Origin of the sequence: Chryseobacterium sp. CFS15, from assembly GCF_031118795.1 — a bacterium.
Lineage (GTDB): Bacteria > Bacteroidota > Bacteroidia > Flavobacteriales > Weeksellaceae > Chryseobacterium > Chryseobacterium indoltheticum.
Genome location: NZ_JAVHYL010000011.1, coordinates 58,321 through 79,996 on the forward strand (window position 1 = coordinate 58,321; position 21,676 = coordinate 79,996).

A 21,676-nucleotide genomic window follows, 5' to 3' on the forward strand; every position below is an offset into this window, starting at 1 on the left:
TCTTAGCTCCTCTGAAACTTAATAAGCTGTAAAGTTTAATATTTAGTATGAGCAAATTCATTCATTACTGTAAATAAAAAAACCACTCTTTCGAGTGGTTCTTATGATAAAAAATGATTGTCGGATTATTTACCTCCTTCCATTTTCTTTTTCAATTCTGCTAAAGCATCGATGTCTCCAAGAGTTGATCTTTCTTCGTTGTTTGAAGAAGAAGATACATTTCTGTTAGAAGATTCTTTCACATTCTTTTTCTCTTCGTCTCTGAAGATACCTGTGTGAGAAACTACTACTCTCTTGAATTCTTTGTTGAATTCGATTACTTTAAACTGAGCATCTTCACCTTTCTTGATTTTAGATCCGTCTTCCTTCTCTAATAATCTTGATGGGCAGAAAGCTTCAACTTCAGCATCTTCGAATTGTACAGAAGCACCTTTATCATGTACTTCTACAGCTTTACCAGCGTGTACAGTTCCTTCAGCATATTTAGTTTCAAATTTATCCCAAGGGTTTTCTTGAAGTTGTTTGTGACCTAGAGATAATCTTCTAGCCTGGATGTCTAATTCTAGAACTACAACATCTAATTTATCACCAACTGCACAGAACTCAGATGGGTGCTTGATTTTCTTAGTCCAAGAAAGATCAGAGATATAGATTAATCCATCAATACCTTCTTCCAATTCTACGAATACACCGAAGTTTGTAAAGTTTCTTACAGTTCCAACATGTTGAGAACCTACTGGATACTTAGTTTCGATATTTTCCCATGGATCTTTAGATAATTGTTTCATACCTAAAGAGATTTTTCTGTCTTCTCTATCAAGAGTAAGAACTTCAGCTTCCACTTCGTCACCTACTTTTACGAAATCTCCTGCGCTTCTCAAATGAGTAGACCAAGACATTTCAGAAACGTGAATTAATCCTTCTACACCTGGAGCGATTTCTACAAATGCACCATAGTCAGCAAGAACTACTACTTTTCCTTTTACTTTATCACCAACTTTCATATCAGCAGAAAGAGCATCCCAAGGATGAGCTTCTAATTGCTTCATACCTAACTGGATTCTTGTTTTCTCGTCATCAAAATCAAGGATAACCACTTTTACAGTTTGACCATCTTCCAAGATTTCTGATGGGTGGTTCACTCTAGACCAAGAAAGGTCTGTAATGTGGATAAGACCATCAACACCTCCAAGATCAATGAATACACCGTAAGAAGTAATATTCTTAACAGTACCTTCAAGAACCTGACCTTTTTCAAGCTGAGCGATGATTTCTTTTTTCTGACCTTCGATATCTGCTTCGATCAATGCTTTGTGAGATACTACTACGTTTTTGAACTCAGGGTTGATTTTCACAACTTTGAACTCCATAGTTTTACCTACGAACTGATCGTAATCTTTGATTGGCTTAACGTCGATTTGAGAACCTGGTAAGAATGCTTCGATACCGTGAACGTCAACGATCATACCACCTTTAGTTCTAGATTTAACAAAACCGTTAACGATTTCTCCAGTTTCGTGAAGTTCGTTTACTCTATCCCAAGCTTTAAGCGTTCTAGCTTTTCTGTGAGATAACTGTAACTGTCCTGTTTTGTCTTCTCTTCTGTCAACCATTACTTCCACATCATCACCTACTTTTAGGCCTGGGTTGTAACGGAATTCGTTAAGAGAAATAACACCTTCAGATTTGAAATCGATGTCTACGATAGCTTCTTTGTCAGTTAATCTTACAACTTTACCAGTGATAACGTCGTTATCGTTTAAGCTGCTAAGAGATCCGTTATAGATTTCTTCAAGATCACTTTTCTCTTTTCTAGCATCTGCATCAAGACCAGATTCGAAAGAATCCCAATCAAATTGTTCCGGTGCTACGTTTTGGTTTAATAAAACCTCTGCTGAATTTGTCTCTTTTGACATTTTCTAATAAAATTTGTATTCCTTCTTTTTTAATGGTCCGAATAAATGTGGTTTCAAAAAATACGGAAGTAATTAATTTATAATAATTTACCTTTTCAGACCTGTCCACAAAAAGTGACTGCAAAATTACAAAAAAAACTCGAATCTGCAATCATGTTTTCATTTGAATTAATAGGTATATTTTAGATTAAATAAAAACAGATGAGCATTACACTCATCCGTTAAAAAAACACAAATTGTGATGAAAATCACATTACTTTTAATTGAGAGACTCTACAACTGTCGTATTAAGAGATATTTTTGATAAAAAACTACTCATATTTTCGCAGGCATTTCCATTATCTGACCTTGTAGCCGGGCCTCCGTAGATAATTTTCTGTGTTGGTAAATTAGTCGTTGAAGATATATTCCGTGCCATTACTTTTATCGTATGGTTACCAACAGAAAGATTATTGACGACACCATTTAAAATAAATTTATGCCATGAGCACGTGAAATCTTCTTTTTGCTTATGGTATTTTCTAACAACAACAAGTATGTCATCAACAAAAATACCGACAGCATACTCATAATACTGATTTTTTGAGGCATCGAGCTGCGTCATACCTTCTACTGTAAAAGCAAAAGAATTACGGGTTCTGGTGAAAATTTTTGAATCTGTTATTCCAAGAGAAACCCATCCTGCTGTACCCGAGCCTAAATTAATAGATCCGGAATTAAAACCTGTAATAATGGTAGGTGCATTAGCAGAAACAGAACTTATATTAACTAAATCCAGCTTGGGCTGAAGTTGCTCTTTTGTATACAAGGCATTCCACCTGTCAACTTCGAAATACGTTATTGTTTGTGGTAAAGACGATGTAGGATTGGTATTAAAAACAATATTACCATTTTGAGGGCTCGGCACAGTAATTACATCCATATTGGATGTTAAAGGAATTCTTGGAAGCAAAAACCCTTTTTTGTCTGAATCTAATTTTAAAATAGCCGTATTATCTAAAGCTGCTACGCTTTTATCTGTAATTACAACTTGTGAAAAACTCACAGTATAGAAAGCCGTTAAAAGAATTATATTAAGTATTTTTTTCATGATCAGTAAGGTAATGGTTGGTTGATTAAGACGATGGCACTTATCTTTGCTTCATCATTTGAGATGTTACTGCAACTAGCCGCTTTTTTTCCATAATTAATAGTTGCGGTTGTTGTACTGGATCTATTCATTACTGCAAGCTTTATATGATGAGTATTTACAGTGAGGTTATTTACGAGCCCGGTTATGGTAAACTCCTGGAATGCACATGCATTATCTACATTCATCGTAGCCGATTTTGAGGAAATCAGTTTATCGTCTACGAAAATCCCCAAACCATAAGTAACACTTTCATTATTCGATGATGCATTATTTAATTGTAGCATCCCCGTGAAAGTAACAACGGTATTATTTGTAGGTCTGTCAATTACAAAATTGAACGCTGAAGCATCAGTAATCTCTACCCAGGGCGACGCCAAAAGACTTCCGTTTACAAATGAACTCACCGACGCAGCATCTGCCGGATAATTGTTGGTAGAAACACCGTTATTATAAATTTTAGAATAATATTTGGTAATTCCTAAAAGCAAATTGATATTAGCTGAGCTAAAGTAAAATACCCATTTTGCGCCGTCCCAGTAATACAACCCTTTTCCACCCGGAAAGCCCGCATTTGTATTATACACCAACAGAGATTCTGTAGGCTTTGCAATCATAAAACTATAATCGGCAACATTATTAGGATTCAATGAAACTTTTGGTAACATAAAACCCTTATTACCAGACACCAGATCCAAAATTGCAGATTCGTTCGGCGTACTCGTTCCTATCCCTACCGATGCAGTTTGTGCGTACAAATTGATTCCTATTATTAAAGAGAGGAATACTAAATAATTTTTTTTCATTGATTTGTGTTTTAAGATTTTTCGGTTAATGTGATAAACATGTTTATCTTAGACATATCGGCATTTACAGAAGACGAGGCTGCACCGCCAAACTTCCAGATGGTAGCGTTAGAATAATTATTCACCCTCATTGTAACGTACGTTTTTATTGTATGGTTACCCAAACTAAGATTCTTGAACACAGAATTGATCGAGAAGAAATCATATTGAAATGTTCGCCCGTAATTGGAAGAGTAATTTCTCACACCCGCAAGTTTGCCATCTACAAAAATACCAACAGCATACGTGTAAGTGTTTACGGTACTCACATTGGTATTGTTAGCCTGAACCATACCTTCTGTGAGCACAAAAACGGTATTATTAGTCTGGGTAATGTTAATATTTTTGGAAAGACCGGGCACTTCAGTCCAAACTGAGCCTGGTAAAGAGTTTTCAGCATACATCAATGCTCCGGAGAGCGTACTCAGATCAACGGCTGATGAGCTTGATGTACTGTAAGAAACCGACAAGCCAAGCAGCGAATAGATATTTTGAGAATCAACAAGCTCATTCCATTTATTAACCTCCCAAAAGTTGAATCCTTTTTTTCCGGGAGCCTTATTATAAGCTAATAATCCTAGACTTGGAGTCGTAGTCACGGGTGAAGCGAGATTGAGATTGGGAATTCTAAGATTAGGAATTAGGACTCCTTTGTTAGAAGAATAAGTTTTTAGAAGGAGATCCTTTTCAATAATCTCAGTACCTATCCCTACTTGAGCACTTGTGCTCTGAAAAAAAAGCAGATAGAAAACCACTGCCTCGGCTAGAAGTATTTTTTTCATCATTGTGTATTAAAATTAAAGTTGTGTTTTTATTATTATCTACAGAACCTCTAAGTAAACTACTTTTAAGATTCTGTAAATACTAACACTGCAAATCTATATAATTTAATACGATCTAATTCAAAAAATACCAATTTATTTTCACTTCATCGAGAAATTCAATAATCCGTTGGATTTCAATAGATAATTCTGAATATCATCAATACGTTTTGCTGGAGTCTTCCAAGAGATTATTCAGAGTAGAAAACTCTTCAGGCGTGAGATCTCTCCATTTACCTAAAGGAATATCGAGCTTGATATTCATGATTCTTATACGCTTCAGTTTTTTCACTTCATAGCCCAGAAATTCACACATCCTTCTGATCTGACGGTTGAGTCCCTGCGTTAAAACAATACGAAAGGTCATATCATTAATTTTTTCCACTTCACATTTCTTAGTGACTGTATCTAAAATCGGAACACCGTTTCGCATTTTCTCCAAAAATTTTGGGTTGATAGGTTTATCGACTCTTACCAGATATTCTTTTTCATTATTGTTTTTTGATCGCAATATTTTGTTGACAATATCACCATCATTTGTCAATAAAATCAAACCCTCGCTCGGCTTGTCTAATCTTCCGATCGGGAAAATTCTCTGCGGATGATTAATAAATTCTATAATATTGTCTCTTTCACGTTTGGTATCGGTAGTACAAACGATTCCTACAGGCTTGTTGAAAGCAATATAAACTGGCTTTTCCTGAGATTCGCGTATTGGTTTTCCGTCAACTTCTACAACGTCTTCATCAGAAACTTTTGTTCCCATTTCTGGAACCTGACCGTTTATTTTTATTCTTCCTTCTTCCAAAAGCTTATCTGCGGCTCTTCTTGAGCAATAACCAACTTCTGAAAGATATTTGTTTATACGTGTTTTTTCCATTATTCTATTCCTTCTACTGTGTAATTTTTGTTCCTGAAAATTGTGATTCCATAACTTAAACCTATAAATAAGGTATTTGATCTTGATGCCTGCAATGTCTCAAAAACAAGCCCGCCTTCCTGACTCAGTCTTTTTGAATACGCTACCTGAAGTCCTAACTTTAAACCCCAAAACTCAGAATTGGAAATTACAGAGCTGTTGATCTGTTTCCCGTAAGTAACATCAATAAAAAATGCTTCATCACCTGGATTAAAAATAAATTTTGGCTGAATCAACCAATATATCAGATGAAAATTCGGATCAATGTAGCTGTATTTCAAACCGGTACCTATTGCAAAGTTAGGAAGAAAATTATATCCTCCCACTGCAGAAATTCCATATGTAAAATCATTGGGAAGATAAGGTGAAACATAATTATGATAATATTGAGAATCGGCATTTTGGTTTCTCTTGCTTTGATTTTTCACATTATATCCTACATTTAAAGTCGGATTAAAATAAAAATTCATCTTCGGCTTCTTTGAATCTTCAACTTGCGAAGACACTGCTATTGACGACAGTAAAACAAGAATAACTAGTAAATTTTTAATCATAAATTTTCAAATCTGTATTCGTTTTCTAAAAAGTCGCTGGTCGCATCTTCTATTTTGTAATCGCCTATTTTTGTTCTTCTCAATTGGGTAAGATACGCACCAACACCTAATTCCTGACCAATATCGTGCGCCAAACTTCTGATGTAGGTTCCTTTTGAACAACCCACCGTAAAACTCACCAAAGGAAAATTGATCTCAACATCTTTTATATAATGAATGGTTGTTTTTCTGGATTTCATTTCAACCTCCTCTCCTGCTCTGGCCAAATTGTAAGCTCTTGCTCCGTCAATTCTGATCGCTGAAAAAATGGGTGGTTTCTGATCTATTTCGCCTAAAAACTTTTCTAAAGCTATTTTTACATCCTCTTCAGTAACATTTGAAATATCCTGATGAAGAATTTCGGGTTTTTCAGTGTCGTAGGATTCGGTTTGTACGCCTATTTTTATTTCTGTCCAATATTCTTTTGGAGCATCCTGAATTTCCGATATTTTTTTGGTGAATTTGCCACAACAAACGATTAATAATCCTGTTGCTCGTGGATCTAAAGTTCCGGCATGACCGATTTTAAACTTTTTCGGAAGATCAAATTCTCGTTTGAGTTTATATTTCATTTTATTGACCGCCTGAAAAGAAGTCCAATCCAAAGGTTTGTCTAATAAAAATATGTGTCCTGATTGTAATTGCTCGGCAGTCATTATGGGTTGGAGAGTTTTAGAGTTTTAGAGTTTTGGTAACTGAATTTTTGTTTAATGGCAAATATTTCTGTGAGAGGCCACTTTGCAGCCCGGCTTGAACGGAGCTCTTTTTGCCGCAGCGAAGCGGAGGCAAAAAAGCGGGAGTGGAAGACGGAAATAGCTGCCCAAAATCTTATTAATTTATTTAAAGAAATAAAAATAAATCAACAAAGCAATTCCAACAAAAATACGGTACCAACCCCAAGGTTTGAAGCCATATTTGTTTAAAACTCCGATAAATGCTTTGATGGCGATCAATGCAACAATAAATGCTACGATATTACCCACAATAAAAATAGTGATATGATCCTGAGATTCCAGAATCATCTCATATCCTTTCATAGGATTGGCGGTTTCTTTACCCCAAGTTTTTACAAAAACTGAATAAACAGTCACCGCTAACATTGTAGGCACCGCTAAAAAGAAAGAAAACTCTGCCGCTGCTTTTCGTGATAAACCCTGCGTCATCCCACCGATAATTGAAGCTGCACTTCTACTCGTTCCGGGCATCATCGCAAGACACTGCCAGAAACCAATAGTCACTGCTTTTTTTATGGAGATATCTTTTTCGTCGTTAATAACAGGATTTTTAAACCATTTATCGGCAAACAACAAAACGACTCCTCCTAAAACCAAAACCGAGGAAATGGCAATCTGATTTCCCAGAACAGCCTCGATCATATCGTCAAAAATATATCCTAAAACCAAAGCCGGAATCACCGCAAAACCCAATTTATAATAAAACTTAAGGTTTTTGAAGTCAAAAAACTTTTTCCAATATGCTACGACTACCGATAAAATAGCCCCAAACTGTATGGAAACCTGAAACATTTTTAAGAATTCTGTTTCTTCTAAGCCCATCAAACTGGCGGTAAAGCCCATGTGAGCAGTTGATGAAATTGGTAAATATTCTGTAAGACCTTCTATGATGGCAATGATTATTGCTTTGATTAAATCCATTTTTGTTTAATTCAAAATATATTAAAAGATTAAAAACAGTAAAAGATTCAAATTAATATTCAAATCTTTTATGCCTTACTCTTTATTTGTAAAAATTTTTATTTCCTCTTTAAAATTGCGTAGACCTCAATCACAAAACCAGTTACCACAAGAAGCGGAGCAATTCTGATTCTTCTGATCGAAAAAATGTCGTCGTTCCAGACATTCGGATCAAGTTTTCCGTTTACTGTATTGGCGTCGGGACCCATCATCAGAAGAAAACCAACTACAATACACGCAAGACCAATCAGCATCCATTTGAAATTCTGCTTACCGAAGTAAAACGTATTTTCGTCGGAAACTTTTGTTTCGTTACCAAAATCTGATGCCGAAAATTTATTTGTTTTTTTGCTCATTTTTAAGAATAATATAAATCGTCAACATTCGATCTTAAGAACCTCCATGTTGCAATAATTGTACTTAGTACGGTGATGAATAAACCAACACCAAATATAGAAACCACCAGCCAAATATACTGATTCGTATCTTGTACGAACGGTGTTTTGATCGCTGTTGTAAAATAATACCAAACTCCGAATAGCGCCAAAAGACCGATAAACGAACCGATAGCTCCTAAAACAACAGCTTCTATGATAAAAGGCTTCAAAATAAATCGTCTTTTAGCACCCACCAACTGCATGGTTTTGATAATAAATCTTTTTGAAAAAACCTTCAGACGAATTGAATTGTTAATCAATACAATTGCTAAAACCAGGAACAATACACAAAATGCCAAAATCCATTTTAAAATTTTATTCAAATTATCGTATATCTTCTGCGAATCTGAATCGTTCTTCACATCGACAATCCCGGGAACGGCTTTTATCTGCGTTAAAACAGCACCTATTTTGGTAGAATCTGTATACTGAGGCTTTAAGGCAATCTCAACAGAAGCAGGAAAAATATCTTCTTCGAATAATGCTTCACTATTGATTCCTAAGCTTTTTTTAGCTTCACTGGAAGCCATTTTTTTTGATATATAAGTGGTACGCTTTACAGATTCCATTTTTTGTATCTGCTGTACAGCATCCGATTCTTGTTTTGCTATTTTAGCAGAATCTTTAGCATCGTAGTTTTCATCAAAATAAGCATTTACAACAAGCTGCTCTTTCAAATAATCGGAATATTTTTGAGCATTGATTAAAATAAGCCCCATTAATCCCAACAAAAACAGCACTAAAGCGATACTTACTACGACAGTAATATTGCTGGATCGAAGCCTTTTCTTATTAAACTCATCTACAGATTTAGCCATTAATATTAAAATTTTTGGCTAAATTAGAAAAAATCTTCCGAAATTTGGGACGAATTAGAGAAAATCATTGTTAACAAAATCATAAAAAACTTTGAGTGTAAAAGCAAAAAAACATCTCGGTCAACATTTCTTGACCGACGAAAATATCGCCAAAAAAATTGTAGAAGGATTAAGCTTTGAAAACTACGGAAACGTACTCGAAGTAGGCCCCGGAATGGGTGTTCTCACCAAATACCTGATCGAAAAAGAGCAAAAAATATATCTTGCCGAGATCGATACAGAATCTATCGAATATCTGAAAAAGCATTACGAAAAAATTACGGAGGAAACCTTTGTAGGTGACTTTCTAAAGCATGATTTTGCAGGTCTCAACAATGAGCAAATCGCTATTATCGGAAATTTCCCCTATAATATTTCTTCACAAATTTTATTTAAAATCATTGATTATTACGAGCAGATCCCTGAAATGGTAGGTATGTTTCAGAAGGAAGTTGCTGAAAGAACTGCCGCCGTACCACGAACAAAAGATTACGGAATACTGTCTGTTTTAATTCAGGCCTATTATGACGTAAAATATCTGTTTACGGTACATGAAAATGTTTTTAACCCGCCTCCGAAAGTAAAATCGGGAGTTATAAGACTGACCAGAAACCCTAAAGAAGGTCTTGCCGGAAACGAAATCCTGTTTAAGCAGATCGTAAAAGCAGGATTTAATCAGCGAAGAAAAAAATTATCTAATTCACTGAAAGTTCTGAATATTCCTGAAGCATTGAAAACTCATGAATTCTTAGATAAAAGAGCCGAAGAGCTCAGTGTAGCAGATTTTATTTCTTTCACCACACTTTGGAAAGAAAATCAATAAACAAAAAATGCCTTTCAGATCTGAAAGGCATTTTTTATTGTTTAATATTGAGAATTACTCTCTGTTTTTCAACATAATCCAACCCGATTGGTTCATCTGAGTTTTAGATTTATTGTATTCAAAATTGAATTTGTACCAATACGTCGCAGTCGGCAATCTTTTTCCGCCTACAGTTCCGTTCCAGATTGGTGTTTCTTTGGAGAACTTAAACATTTCAACACCGTATCTGTCATAGATAGAACCATTGAAGTTTTTGAAAGTTGCTAACGAAGTAAGGTCTAAAACATCATTTACGCCATCCTGATTCGGTGTAATTACATTATTGATATGAAGTGTAAAGAATTCTAAAGAACCATTACAGCTTGTACCTTTTATTCTAACTCTTACCGTGTAATTTGTATTATTTAAAAGACCCGGGAAAACATTAGAATCCTGCCAAAGAACACCATTATCAACAGAATACTCAAGTGTTTGAGGAATATTGTTGATGGATGGAGTGTAAGCAGTCACCGTTAAAGTATTATTTGAATAATCAAGATTCGTGACATACGGCAAAGCAGCAGCCTGTACTTTCACTTTAAACTCTTCCTGGCAAACTCCGTTATTGATGACCACGCTGTATATACCCAACTCATCAGCGACTATTGTCTGAGTAGTTTCACCTGTATTCCATAAGTATGTGTAGTTATCTCCGGCTCCGGCATCTAAAACAATAGTGTCTCCTACACACATTTCAACATCTAATAATGGAGATGTAATCGCTGGAATAACTTCTATTCTTATTTTTGCAGGCTGAAGAGATTTACAGCCTTTTGTTCCGATTGCATATACTGTAAAGTCAGTAGATTGATACAGTGTAACTGTTTGCGTATCTCCACTACCTCCAAAATTACTCCAAAGATATGTTACTCCTCCTGAAGCTGTAAGAGTGATTGATTCACCGGCACAAATTCTAAACTGCGATGCAGCAAGGTTTGCAACAGGTGTTTCTTCTCTTTGCAGAGTAAGCTCTACAAGTTTACTACAAAAACCACCGTTTGAAACTACAACATGTAAAATCTGGCCGTCTGTACCGTTGTAGTTGTAAATGTCTGCTATAAAATTGTTGTTTTGAGCTAATGCATCTGCCTGGTTTTCATAAAAATGAAACGTTGCTGTTTGCCAATCAGTACTGATTGAAGCTTTCGTTCCATTTAAATTAAATGAAGTTACATCGGGTGTCGTACATAATAAATAAGTTCCATTGTGTGCTTCGGGAGTAGTTCCGCCATGAATTACAATTGATGCACTTCCGGGACAAGGATTTCCCGGAACACTTACTTCAATTTTATAAGTTCCCGGCTGTACTGCTGTAATCGTATTTGTAGTAGCACCAGGTATTACTGTTCCATTTAAAAACCATTTATAAATTAAATTTGGACCATCGGTTGATGCCGTAATTACTTGTGGCTCATTATCACAAACATTAATTTCTGCCGGTAATTGAGCTCCTGCCGGATCCAATAAATTTACACCGATATCAAATGAACCTGCTTCTAAAAAAACAGCAGAACCGTAGCTACTGTCTCTCGCATCAGCTACGACCATCTTGATGTGGTAAGATTGTCCCGGAATCACTGTTGCTTCAGCAGTAAGAGGCGCTGTAGTACCATTATAATTTGTTGCATTTGGCGATAATGATCCAAAATACTGATCATTGATAGGTCCACAAGCAAAACTTCCAGGAAGAATATTTGGAACAGAAACAGGTCCTGCGCCAGCAGGTAAAACTGCTAAATTTGTATAAGTAGAACCTGGTGTATTAGGTTTCAGTAATAAAGCGAATGCATCATCATACTGTGTTGGAGGACAGGGAAAGTTACCTTCGTATTCTTCAGATGCAAAAATATATCTGAACTTCATCTGAGAACTTGTCGGCACGAAGTCAAATTCTAAAATAGCCGCATTATTAATTTGTGTAGTCACCCCAATCGCTGCAATAAGATCAGGATCACTTCCTCCACCATTACCATCACTTAAAGTGAAATCTTCAAGTACATTACCTGCTTTTCTTGCGAATCCTGTCGTCAAGACAATTCCTTCTTCAAAAGGAAAAGTTGAAGTTGATTTATTAAAATAACCCCAAAATCTGTCGTCATTGGTAACGGGTTGATTGGGACTCACTGTAACGTTAGAAATATTTGGGGTTCCGCAAGAACCCGAAGTTCCTACCAAAACATCGGTAACGAGTTGCGTAGGAGTATAATTGCTTTCGGGATAAGGAGCAACATTTACATCGATATAGTCTCCTGCTTTTTTTGAATTTGAATTAATTTCCTTAATAGGTTTTCTCGATTGAATTTTTTGTGCATAAAAAGTATTGGTCGCAAATAGAAATAAAGAAAACAGAAGTATATATCTCTTCATAATAATATTTTTCAACAAATTTAATAGTTTTTTGCGTTTATCACACATTTACCTGCAATTTTTTACCTGAATTTAAAATTTTAACAATATTAAAATTACTCACATTTATATGAGATTTGGTTTAAAATAAAATTCATCAATCAGAATTCTTAATAACAGAACAGATTTTTACTATTAGAAACAGCATCAAAAATTAACTATTTACGAAACTCAGCATCCATCTGAAAACCAATTTTAAACAATCATAAAATGTGATTTTCAGAATTCGATTAAATTCACGATTTTTGCAAATTCAAAATACGATATGTCAGACTTAATCAAAGAAATAGAAAAAAGAAAAACCTTCGGAATTATCTCTCACCCCGATGCCGGAAAAACCACTCTTACCGAAAAACTACTGCTTTTCGGAGGTGCTATTCAGGAAGCAGGTGCGGTAAAATCGAATAAAATAAAGAAAGGAGCTACTTCCGATTTCATGGAAATTGAGCGCCAAAGAGGGATCTCGGTGGCAACTTCTGTATTGGCTTTTGAGTACAGAAATCATAAGATCAACATTTTAGATACGCCGGGTCACAAAGATTTTGCAGAAGATACTTATAGAACTTTAACTGCCGTAGATTCTGTAATTGTGGTAATTGACGTTGCAAAAGGGGTCGAAGAGCAAACCGAAAAGCTTGTAAAAGTCTGCAGAATGAGAAACATCCCAATGTTGGTCTTCATCAATAAGCTTGACCGTGAAGGTAAAGATGCTTTCGATTTGCTGGATGAAGTTGAGCAGAAATTGGGATTAACGGTTTGTCCGCTTTCGTTACCTATTGGTATGGGTGCAGATTTTCAGGGAATTTACAATATCTGGGAAAACAACATTCAGTTATTTTTAGAAGAGAAAAAACAGAAAGTAGGTGATGCGATTAAGTTTGATGACATTAATGATTCTAAAATTGATGAAGTTATCGGTGAGAAAGCAGCAAAAAACTTAAGAGAAGAGCTCGATTTGATACAATCTGTTTACCCTGAGTTTAATCGTGAAGATTATATGAAAGGAGATTTGCAGCCCGTTTTCTTTGGTTCTGCTTTAAATAATTTTGGAGTTCGCGAATTATTGGATGCTTTTATCGACATTGCACCAATGCCGCAACCAAAAGAAAGCGATACTCGTTTGGTAAAACCCGAAGAAAGTACTTTCACAGGATTTGTATTTAAAATCCACGCCAATATGGATCCTAAACATAGAGACAGATTAGCTTTCGTTAAAATTGTTTCGGGAGTTTTCAAAAGAAACGAAAATTATCTATTGGTAAGAGAAGGTAAGAAAATGAAATTCTCTTCTCCGAATGCATTCTTCGCAGATAAAAAAGAAGTAGTTGACGAAAGTTTCCCGGGAGATATCGTTGGTCTTCACGATACGGGAAGTTTCAGAATTGGAGATACCTTAACCGGAGGTGAAAAATTAAGCTTTAAAGGTATTCCTAGCTTCTCTCCTGAACATTTCAGATATATCAACAATAACGATCCTTTGAAAGCAAAACAATTGGCAAAAGGTATCGATCAATTGATGGATGAAGGTGTTGCGCAGCTGTTTACACTTGAAATGAACAACAGAAAAATCATTGGAACCGTGGGTGCACTTCAGTACGAAGTAATTCAGTATCGTCTGGAGCACGAATATGGTGCTAAATGTACTTATGAACCCCTTTCTATGCACAAAGCATGTTGGGTGGAAGCTGATGAAAAGTCTGATGAGTTCAAAGAATTTGCAAGATTGAAGCAGAGATTTTTGGCAAGAGATAAGTATAATCAATTGGTTTTCCTGGCAGATTCATCGTTCACCATTCACATGACACAGGAAAAGTTTCCGAATGTGAAGCTGCATTTTATCAGTGAATTTCAGAACGCTTAATAAATTGATTTAAGTCAGTTTTATAAAAAATAAAAACCGTTAAGTGTATTGCTTAACGGTTTTATTATTTCTAAGATGATCATTCTATTTATTCAGCATAAGTAGCTTCTTTACAATTTTTTCACCTTCCAATTCGACTTCAATCATATAAGCACCGCTAGGCACATTTGTTAAATCAACTTTCTCAAGATGGTCGCCAAAGAAAAGTCGATTTCTTTTAGGAATAACAAGCTTTCCATCCATTGCGTAAACTGTATACGTAAATGAATACGGAGCAAGAGGTCTTAGTCTAGGTAAATCTAATTTAATATAAACATTACCATCGTTTGCAGGAATAGGATAAATCATCAATCCCTGATAAATAGGAGAAGGAGGAGTTCCTGGAGTTTCTGGATCAGGTGGTATTATAACAGCAGAAGAATTAATGGTAAAGTTCTGTAAATTGACATTAAAAAAGATATTATTTAATCCTTTTACCATAATTCTGGCGTTGTTATTAATAATCCCAAGCCCGCCAGGAACTGTATAATTATAGATACCATTATTTGGTGCACTAGCTACCAAAACTGTAGGCCAGGTAAGCCCGCCATCTTTTGATAAAAGAATTGTAACGTTTGATGCACTTACAGGGGCTGCAGTAGTGCCGGCAACGTTCCAAGTAATTGTATATGATTGACCTTCGTCCCAAACAACTCCTGCTGTATTTTGTGAAGTTACTGTAAACGGTCCAGCAGCAGCATTTACTGTTACTACCATATCATCAGAGTTATTTCCGGAACCCCCTGCTCTGTTGTCGCGAGTGGTAAATCTAAAATTATATGTTCTTGCAACATTAGATAAAGCTTCTACAACAATAGGTGAAGCCGTACCGGCAGGACTTGAAGATGTAGTTGCTCCTACAAGTGTTCTCTCTAATGATGGAAAATATCTGATCGGAACTGTTTGTGGAGTATATGATCTGAAAGTAGGACCCGATGCTTTCGTTGCAGTTGCTGCAGAATTCGCTCCTGTTTGCCCGGTAACAGCATTATCCATTTGTTCCCAGATGTAAGTTAAAGCATCTCCATCCGTATCAGTACCTGTTCCTGTAAGCATAAACGGTGTTCCTTTAGGAATAGTATAATCTAATCCCGCATCAGCTGTAGGAATTGTATTTCCGGTATTTGTGGTTACGGGGCAAGTTTTTGTTTTAATATTATTTGTAATCTGCTGAATACTTACAGCATGAAAAAAGGGATCTGAATGCATTGCTACATTTTGATCTGTAATACCAGCATATCCCATAATTGTAGACCCTGAGCCAGGTTCCATGTTTACGCCAGTACCTTCTAGACTCATTGAAAAGGTATGGTTCCCGCCAAACTGATGTCCCATTTCGTGCGCAACATAATCAATATCGAAACTATCACCCGATGGAATACCATTTGCCGGAGAAGTATATCCACTTCCCTTTGTACCATTTGTACAAACACAACCAATACAACCAGCATTACCACCACCTCCGGTAGCTCCAAACAAGTGGCCTATATCATAATTTGCTTCACCAATAGTCGCTGTTAAAGTATTTTGTAATTGAGCATTCCAGTTATTCATTTGAGCAGAAGGAGAATAAGGGTCTGTAGTTGCATTAGTATAAATAACAGCATTATTATTAGCAATGATAACCATTCTTGCTGCAAAGTCTTTTTCAAAAACTCCATTTACACGAGTCATCGTATTATTCATTGCTGCTAACGCTCCCGCTACTGTTCCACCAAAATAGGTTGTATATTCACCAGTACAAGATAAAGCCAGTCTGAAAGTTCTCAATTTCCCATCATCAGCGTTTGGTCTTGCCGTAATGCTTGAGTTATCAATTCCTTTTTGGGCAACATCAAGTACAGTACACTCAAATTTATCTAGACTTTCTTTTTTGTCTGATTTTTTATAGACAACATACGTTGAAAGATCTTTTGTATAAGGTTCTATAAAAACAGCTGATTTATTGCCATATATTTCCATTGAAGATAATCCCAATGGTGAAATACTGAAGTAAACAGTAGAACTGGCATCTTCAAGCCCAACCCCCACATAAGATTTAATGTCAGGATATTTTGCAGCTAATTCAGGATCAAAGTTTGAGTTTTCTCTTACCTTAAAATTTTCGAGTATCCCATTAGAATTTGGAAAAGATATGACAATGTCTGATTTTCCCTTAACAGCAAATCTTTTAGGTGCTTTAGACAAAGCATTTTTTAATTTATCAAAATCAAGACTATAGATTCTCGGGTGAAGAATGTTGGTTTTATTTTCGAATATTTCCGAATTGTTTTTTTGAGACACTTCCTTCCAAAATCGGCTTGTTTGTGCTAAAAACATATTGGAAATAAGAAATACTCCCATCACAAGTAGATGTTTTTTCATATATTTTTTTATTTTTTTAAATATTTAAAAAGGTATAAGTTACATTTCAAAGAATAATTTGTGAAAGTCTCAAAAAGCAAAGATAATTATTATTACATTCCCAATGATTGATTTTTTTTAACATTTTTAACATTTAAGTAAAATATTTGTAAAATAATTAAAAACGATTTACAATTTATTGATTTTCAATTGCATAATAGTTTACGAAAACCATACATTCCATTTACAATCTTTACAAAAAATTCATTCCTATTTTTACTTCAACAAAAAAATAATCTTATGAAAAAGTTCATTGTAATAGTTGCGGTATCAAGCGTATTTGTAATGTGTAAAAAAGGAGAAGCAACACAGCCTCAGCTGGAAAATGCAATCAGCACAGCAGATAGTACTGCTGCGAATGTTGGTGAGAAAATCAATTCTATTAATAATGAAGCAGAAGCCGTATTCGATTCTGCCAGTATTAAAATTAAAGATTTCGAAGAAACAAAAAGCGAAGCAGTTCAAAAGATGGAAGCTACCTCAAAAAGCGTTGATTCTTTATCCGACAAAATAAGCAGTATGAAACTGGAATCAAAATCTGAAAAGAAAGATTCTCTTCATAAAATAGTGGTGAATGTTCCGGCTCCGAAAGTGATCAAAGAAACGAAAATCATTTATAAAGACAAGCCTAAACAAGTAGAAACTGTTTCTTTAAACAAAATGCAGAAAACAGGAGTTTTGGAGCTTAATGTAAACGATGCAGAAACAGCTAAAGAAACTGTAAAAGAATTGGTGAAAAAATATGACGGATTTGTAAAAAGTGAAAATATATCTCTCAATAATAACGATACCAAAATTGCTTATCTGAAAGTAAAGGTTCCGATTCAGAAATTTGATTATCTGATGGATGATTTGAGTTTTAATATCGGAAATGTAGAAAATAAAGGAATCGATGTGAGCGGACAAGATTTCGTAAACAACACGCTTTGCGATATGGAAATTACCCTGTACGGAACTTCAGAAACCGCTCTTGCAAAAAACAAACCTGAAACATTTGGCGGAAAATCTCTTGCCGCCGTATCTTCCGGATGGAATGTAATCACTTCTATTTTTCTGTTTATTCTTCCGCTTTGGCCACTTTTTGTAATTGCCGGAATTGGCTACTATTTCTACAAAAAAAGAAGCAAAAGACCATCTGAAAACCAATAAAAACAGATGAAAATCAAAATTTAAGTAAATTTTAAGAAAAGAATTGATAAAGTTTAAGTTTTTCCTTTTAAATTTATCATATCATAATTATATAAAAATTGTGATTTGGTGTAAAAGAAAAGGCTCTCAACTGAGAGCCTTTTCCATTATTTCATATTTACTATCTTATCTACAACATATCTTGTGTTTCCTCGCCAAGGTAACGATCCGTTGTATTCTTTATAATGAAGATCAAAGGTTTTACCGCTATTAAGCTCCAGTTGTTTGAAGACTTCGGGATCAGATACAGAAAATTCAAACTCATAGCTTGTAATGGTTCCTGTTTTACCTTTTCCAAAACCTTCCTGAATCAATTTGCCTTCGTACGTTTTGAAAACATACCCTTTTTTGATGGCATAATTGAGATATCCTGATTTCACACCTTCTCCGAAAACGAAGAAAAACTTGTACCAGACAAAAACTCCCACCAGAAGCAAAACTACTCCCAAAGTAATCCACAAAGATTTTTTCATAAGATAGTGTTTGATGTTTTTAAATTATTTTGCGATACTTCTAGAAATCACAATTTTTTGGATTTCAGAAGTTCCTTCGTAGATCTGAGTGATTTTTGCATCACGCATCATTCTTTCTACGTGATATTCTTTTACGTATCCGTATCCACCGTGAATTTGTACCGCCTCGATCGTTGTATCCATCGCAACCTGAGAAGCGTATAATTTTGCCATTGCTCCACTTTCAGAAATATCTTTTCCGGCATCTTTTTCACAAGCAGCCTTAAAGCAAAGCATTCTTGCAGCCGAAATCTGAGTTGCCATATCTGCCAATTTGAAAGCAATTGCCTGATGATTGATAATTTCAGTTTTGAAAGCTTTTCTTGTCTTAGCATATTTTAAAGCCAGTTCGTAAGCTCCTGAAGCGATACCTAAAGCCTGTGAAGCAATACCAATTCTACCACCATTCAAAACAGCCATTGCAAAATTGAATCCGAAACCGTCTTCACCGATTCTGTTTTCTTTTGGTATTTTCACGTTGTTGAAAATCAAAGAATGTGTATCACTTCCTCTGATGCCCAATTTGTCTTCTTTAGTTCCGATCTCGAAACCTTCCCAACCTCTTTCAACGATAAATGCGTTGATTCCTTTATGTTTTTTCTCAGGATCAGTTTGTGCAATTACAATATAGTAAGATGCAGTACCCCCATTTGTGATCCAGTTCTTGATTCCGTTTAGAAGATAGTAATCACCTTTATCCTCAGCAGTAGTTTTCTGAGAAGTTGCATCAGAACCTGCTTCAGGCTCAGATAAAGCAAAAGCTCCGATTACCTGTCCGCTCGCCAAAGGGGTAAGATATTTTACTTTTTGCTCTTCAGAAGCAAATTTTTCAAGGCCGGCACACACCAAAGAATTGTTTACAGACATTACCACAGCTGCAGAAGCATCAATTTTTGCAATTTCTTCCATTGCCAAAACGTAAGAAACACTATCCATTCCTGCGCCGCCGTATTTTGGGTCTACCATCATACCTAAAAGACCCATTTCGCCCATTTTCTTCACTTGTTCGGTTGGAAATTTCTGCTCACGGTCTCTTTCAATCACTTCAGGTAATAGTTCGTTCTGTGCAAAATCTCTTGCTGCCTGCTGAATCATCAGCTGCTCTTCCGATAAATTAAAGTCCATAAAAATTTTCTATTATATGGTGGCTAATTTACACTTTTTAAGCAAATCTGAAAATAGAATGATAAATTAGGAGTTAATCAAGGTTTCGGGCACATTTGTAATTATTCAGAATATATTATTTTAATTTGAATTATTAAAAATATTATGGCATACATTTTATTAAATTCTAAACAATACGAACTAATTTTCAGAGTTAAAAAAAATTCTTATATTTAAAATCCTAACAATTATTTGAAAAATTATGTCAATCAAAAGATTATTCGATATACCTCACTACGCTCTAGACCATCTTCCTAAAAGCGATATGTTTGTTACCAAATACCATGGTGAATGGAAAAAAACATCTACGCAGGAATTTATAAATCAGGGAAATAAGATTTCGCGAGGTCTTTTGAAACTTGGTATTAAACCTGGTGATAAAATCGCATTAATCACTACCAACTCCCGTACAGAATGGGCAGTGATGGATCTTGGTCTCTCGCAGATCGGTGTAGTTTCTGTACCGGTTTATCCCAGTATTTCACCGGAAGACTATGAATTTATCTTTAATAATGCCGAAATCAAATACTGTTTTGTATCTGACAAAGACTTGCTTGCCAAAGTAATGAAGATCAAACATAATGTAGCAAGCCTGCAAGGGGTTTTTACCTTTGATAATGTGAGCGGAGCTGCCAACTGGAAAGAAATTTTAGATTTGGGTGAAGATGATTCTACACAAATAGAAGTGGAAGACCTTTCCAAAGCAATCAATACACAAGATCTTGCTACTTTAATCTATACTTCCGGAACAACAGGAAAGCCAAAAGGGGTAATGTTGACGCATGAAAATATTGTTTCAAACGTTTTAGGTTCACTTCCGAGAATTCCAAAAAAGAAAAGTCTTGATTATAAAGACACCAGAGTTTTAAGCTTTTTACCGATCTGCCATATTTTTGAGAGAATGCTGTTTTATCTTTTTCAATATAATGGTTTTTCGATCTATTTTGCCGAAAGCATCGAAAAAATGGGCGAAAATGTAAAAGAAGTAAAACCGCATTACATGAGCGTAGTGCCTCGTTTGGTAGAAAAAGTGTATGACAAAATTTATAATACCGGATCTAATGCAGGCGGTCTAAAACAAAAAATATTCTTCTGGGCTTTACAATTAATCCAAAAAAAGAAAGAAGTATCAAAACCTTCAGGATTGAAGGAAATTATTGCCGACAAACTGGTTTTCAAAAAATGGAGAGAAGGTTTGGGAGGCGAGATTATTACTTTAGTTTCAGGATCGGCAGCTTTATCTACCCGATTAAATTTAATGTTCCAAAACGCAGGAATTCCTATTCTGGAAGGTTATGGGCTTACTGAAACTTCACCGGTTATTTCGGTAAACTCGTTCGGAAAAATGAAAGTGGGAACCGTTGGACATCCGTTGGATAATTTAACGGTAAAAATTCAGGAAGACGGAGAAATTACCGTAAAAGGACCTTCTGTTTTTAAAAGCTATTTTAAAAATGATGAACAGACCAAAGAAACGTTTACCGAGGACGGATTTTTCAAAACCGGAGACATCGGTCACATCGACAGTGAAGGTTTCTTACAGATAACCGATCGTAAAAAGGAAATGTTTAAAACTTCCGGGGGGAAATATATCGCTCCACAAACGATTGAAAATTTAGCTAAAGCTTCGAAATTTATTGAGCAGATTATGGTGGTTGGCGACGGTGAAAAGATGCCAACCGCATTGGTACAACCCGATTTTGAATTTGCTAAAAACTGGGCAATGAGAAATAATTTAAACATCGGTACTACGCCACAGGAGATTGCTAAAAGTGCTGACTTGAAATCCAGAATAGAAAAAGAGATTGATGACATCAACGAACATTTAGGAAACTGGGAAAAAATCAAGAAAATTGAGCTTACACCAGAAGTCTGGGGAATTGAAGCAGGGCTTTTAACGCCTACTTTAAAGCTTAAACGTAAAGCAATTAAAGAAAAGTTTATTGATCTTTATAATAAGATGTATGAGCATCATGAATAAAATATAACCGCTTCTATTGGCGGTTTTTTTGTTTTTTATTTAAACACTA

The 21,676-nt window shown here is 35.4% G+C and carries 18 protein-coding genes; 4 read left to right on the forward strand and 14 right to left on the reverse strand.

Annotated features, from left to right (window positions below; genetic code table 11):
- Positions 1–125 precede the first annotated feature (125 nt).
- From rpsA to OH814_RS16435, 10 genes are all read right to left on the reverse strand, one after another.
- Complete coding sequence (rpsA, locus tag OH814_RS16390) at positions 126–1,916, reverse strand: 30S ribosomal protein S1 (RefSeq protein WP_076562239.1); 1,791 nt, start codon at positions 1,914–1,916, stop codon at positions 126–128.
- Positions 1,917–2,175: 259 nt separating this feature from the next.
- Positions 2,176–3,006 (reverse strand): hypothetical protein, encoded by an 831-nt coding sequence (locus OH814_RS16395; protein WP_308828902.1) that lies wholly within the window; start codon positions 3,004–3,006, stop codon positions 2,176–2,178.
- Between the two features lie 2 nt (positions 3,007–3,008).
- Positions 3,009–3,851 (reverse strand): hypothetical protein, encoded by an 843-nt coding sequence (locus tag OH814_RS16400; RefSeq protein ID WP_308828903.1) that lies wholly within the window; start codon positions 3,849–3,851, stop codon positions 3,009–3,011.
- Positions 3,852–3,862: 11 nt separating this feature from the next.
- Complete coding sequence (locus tag OH814_RS16405) at positions 3,863–4,672, reverse strand: hypothetical protein (protein WP_308828904.1); 810 nt, start codon at positions 4,670–4,672, stop codon at positions 3,863–3,865.
- Positions 4,673–4,871: 199 nt separating this feature from the next.
- Positions 4,872–5,591 carry a 23S rRNA pseudouridine(2604) synthase RluF gene (rluF, locus tag OH814_RS16410; protein WP_115619678.1) on the reverse strand — a complete coding sequence of 240 codons (720 nt, stop codon included), beginning with the start codon at positions 5,589–5,591 and terminating at the stop codon, positions 4,872–4,874.
- The gene (locus OH814_RS16415) at positions 5,591–6,184 is read right to left on the reverse strand and encodes a hypothetical protein (RefSeq protein WP_308828905.1); all 594 of its coding nucleotides are present in this window, start codon (positions 6,182–6,184) and stop codon (positions 5,591–5,593) included. The genes rluF and OH814_RS16415 overlap by 1 nt, the downstream gene beginning before the upstream one ends.
- Positions 6,181–6,879 (reverse strand): tRNA pseudouridine(55) synthase TruB, encoded by a 699-nt coding sequence (gene truB / locus OH814_RS16420; RefSeq protein WP_279197127.1) that lies wholly within the window; start codon positions 6,877–6,879, stop codon positions 6,181–6,183. Before truB ends, OH814_RS16415 begins: the two co-directional genes overlap by 4 nt.
- A gap of 180 nt (positions 6,880–7,059) precedes the next feature.
- Positions 7,060–7,878 carry an undecaprenyl-diphosphate phosphatase gene (locus OH814_RS16425; protein ID WP_308828906.1) on the reverse strand — a complete coding sequence of 273 codons (819 nt, stop codon included), beginning with the start codon at positions 7,876–7,878 and terminating at the stop codon, positions 7,060–7,062.
- Between the two features lie 98 nt (positions 7,879–7,976).
- Complete coding sequence (locus tag OH814_RS16430; RefSeq protein ID WP_076562247.1) at positions 7,977–8,273, reverse strand: DUF3098 domain-containing protein; 297 nt, start codon at positions 8,271–8,273, stop codon at positions 7,977–7,979.
- 2 nt (positions 8,274–8,275) lie between these two features.
- Positions 8,276–9,172: an ABC transporter permease gene (locus tag OH814_RS16435; protein ID WP_076562248.1), complete on the reverse strand. Its 897-nt coding sequence runs from the start codon at positions 9,170–9,172 to the stop codon at positions 8,276–8,278.
- A 91-nt stretch (positions 9,173–9,263) separates the two neighbouring features.
- On the opposite strand from OH814_RS16435, the gene rsmA reads away from it, so the two are divergent.
- Positions 9,264–10,034: a 16S rRNA (adenine(1518)-N(6)/adenine(1519)-N(6))-dimethyltransferase RsmA gene (rsmA, locus tag OH814_RS16440; RefSeq protein WP_201134923.1), complete on the forward strand. Its 771-nt coding sequence runs from the start codon at positions 9,264–9,266 to the stop codon at positions 10,032–10,034.
- Positions 10,035–10,088: 54 nt separating this feature from the next.
- Here rsmA and OH814_RS16445 read toward each other — a convergent pair whose 3' ends face one another.
- Positions 10,089–12,440 (reverse strand): choice-of-anchor L domain-containing protein, encoded by a 2,352-nt coding sequence (locus tag OH814_RS16445; RefSeq protein WP_308828907.1) that lies wholly within the window; start codon positions 12,438–12,440, stop codon positions 10,089–10,091.
- Positions 12,441–12,744: 304 nt separating this feature from the next.
- Between OH814_RS16445 and OH814_RS16450 the strand changes: the two genes are divergently transcribed.
- Positions 12,745–14,340, forward strand: a complete 1,596-nt coding sequence (locus tag OH814_RS16450; protein ID WP_123885590.1) for a peptide chain release factor 3 — start codon at positions 12,745–12,747, stop codon at positions 14,338–14,340.
- Between the two features lie 84 nt (positions 14,341–14,424).
- Here the strand turns inward: OH814_RS16450 and OH814_RS16455 are convergent, their stop codons facing one another.
- Entirely contained in the window at positions 14,425–16,743 is a 2,319-nt protein-coding gene (locus tag OH814_RS16455) for a reprolysin-like metallopeptidase (protein ID WP_308828908.1), read from the reverse strand.
- A gap of 279 nt (positions 16,744–17,022) precedes the next feature.
- Here OH814_RS16455 and OH814_RS16460 point away from each other — a divergent pair, with 279 nt between their 5' ends.
- A complete protein-coding gene (locus OH814_RS16460) occupies positions 17,023–17,931 on the forward strand; it encodes a DUF4349 domain-containing protein (RefSeq protein WP_308828909.1) in 909 nt (302 codons plus the stop codon).
- Positions 17,932–18,077: 146 nt separating this feature from the next.
- On the opposite strand, the gene OH814_RS16465 is transcribed toward OH814_RS16460, so the two are convergent.
- Both OH814_RS16465 and OH814_RS16470 read right to left on the reverse strand, forming a co-directional pair.
- A complete protein-coding gene (locus OH814_RS16465; protein WP_115619686.1) occupies positions 18,078–18,443 on the reverse strand; it encodes a hypothetical protein in 366 nt (121 codons plus the stop codon).
- Positions 18,444–18,467: 24 nt separating this feature from the next.
- Entirely contained in the window at positions 18,468–19,607 is a 1,140-nt protein-coding gene (locus OH814_RS16470; protein WP_115619687.1) for an acyl-CoA dehydrogenase, read from the reverse strand.
- A gap of 241 nt (positions 19,608–19,848) precedes the next feature.
- Between OH814_RS16470 and OH814_RS16475 the strand changes: the two genes are divergently transcribed.
- Positions 19,849–21,627, forward strand: coding sequence for a long-chain fatty acid--CoA ligase (locus OH814_RS16475; RefSeq protein WP_308828910.1), 1,779 nt, complete (start codon positions 19,849–19,851; stop codon positions 21,625–21,627).
- Positions 21,628–21,676 lie beyond the last annotated feature (49 nt).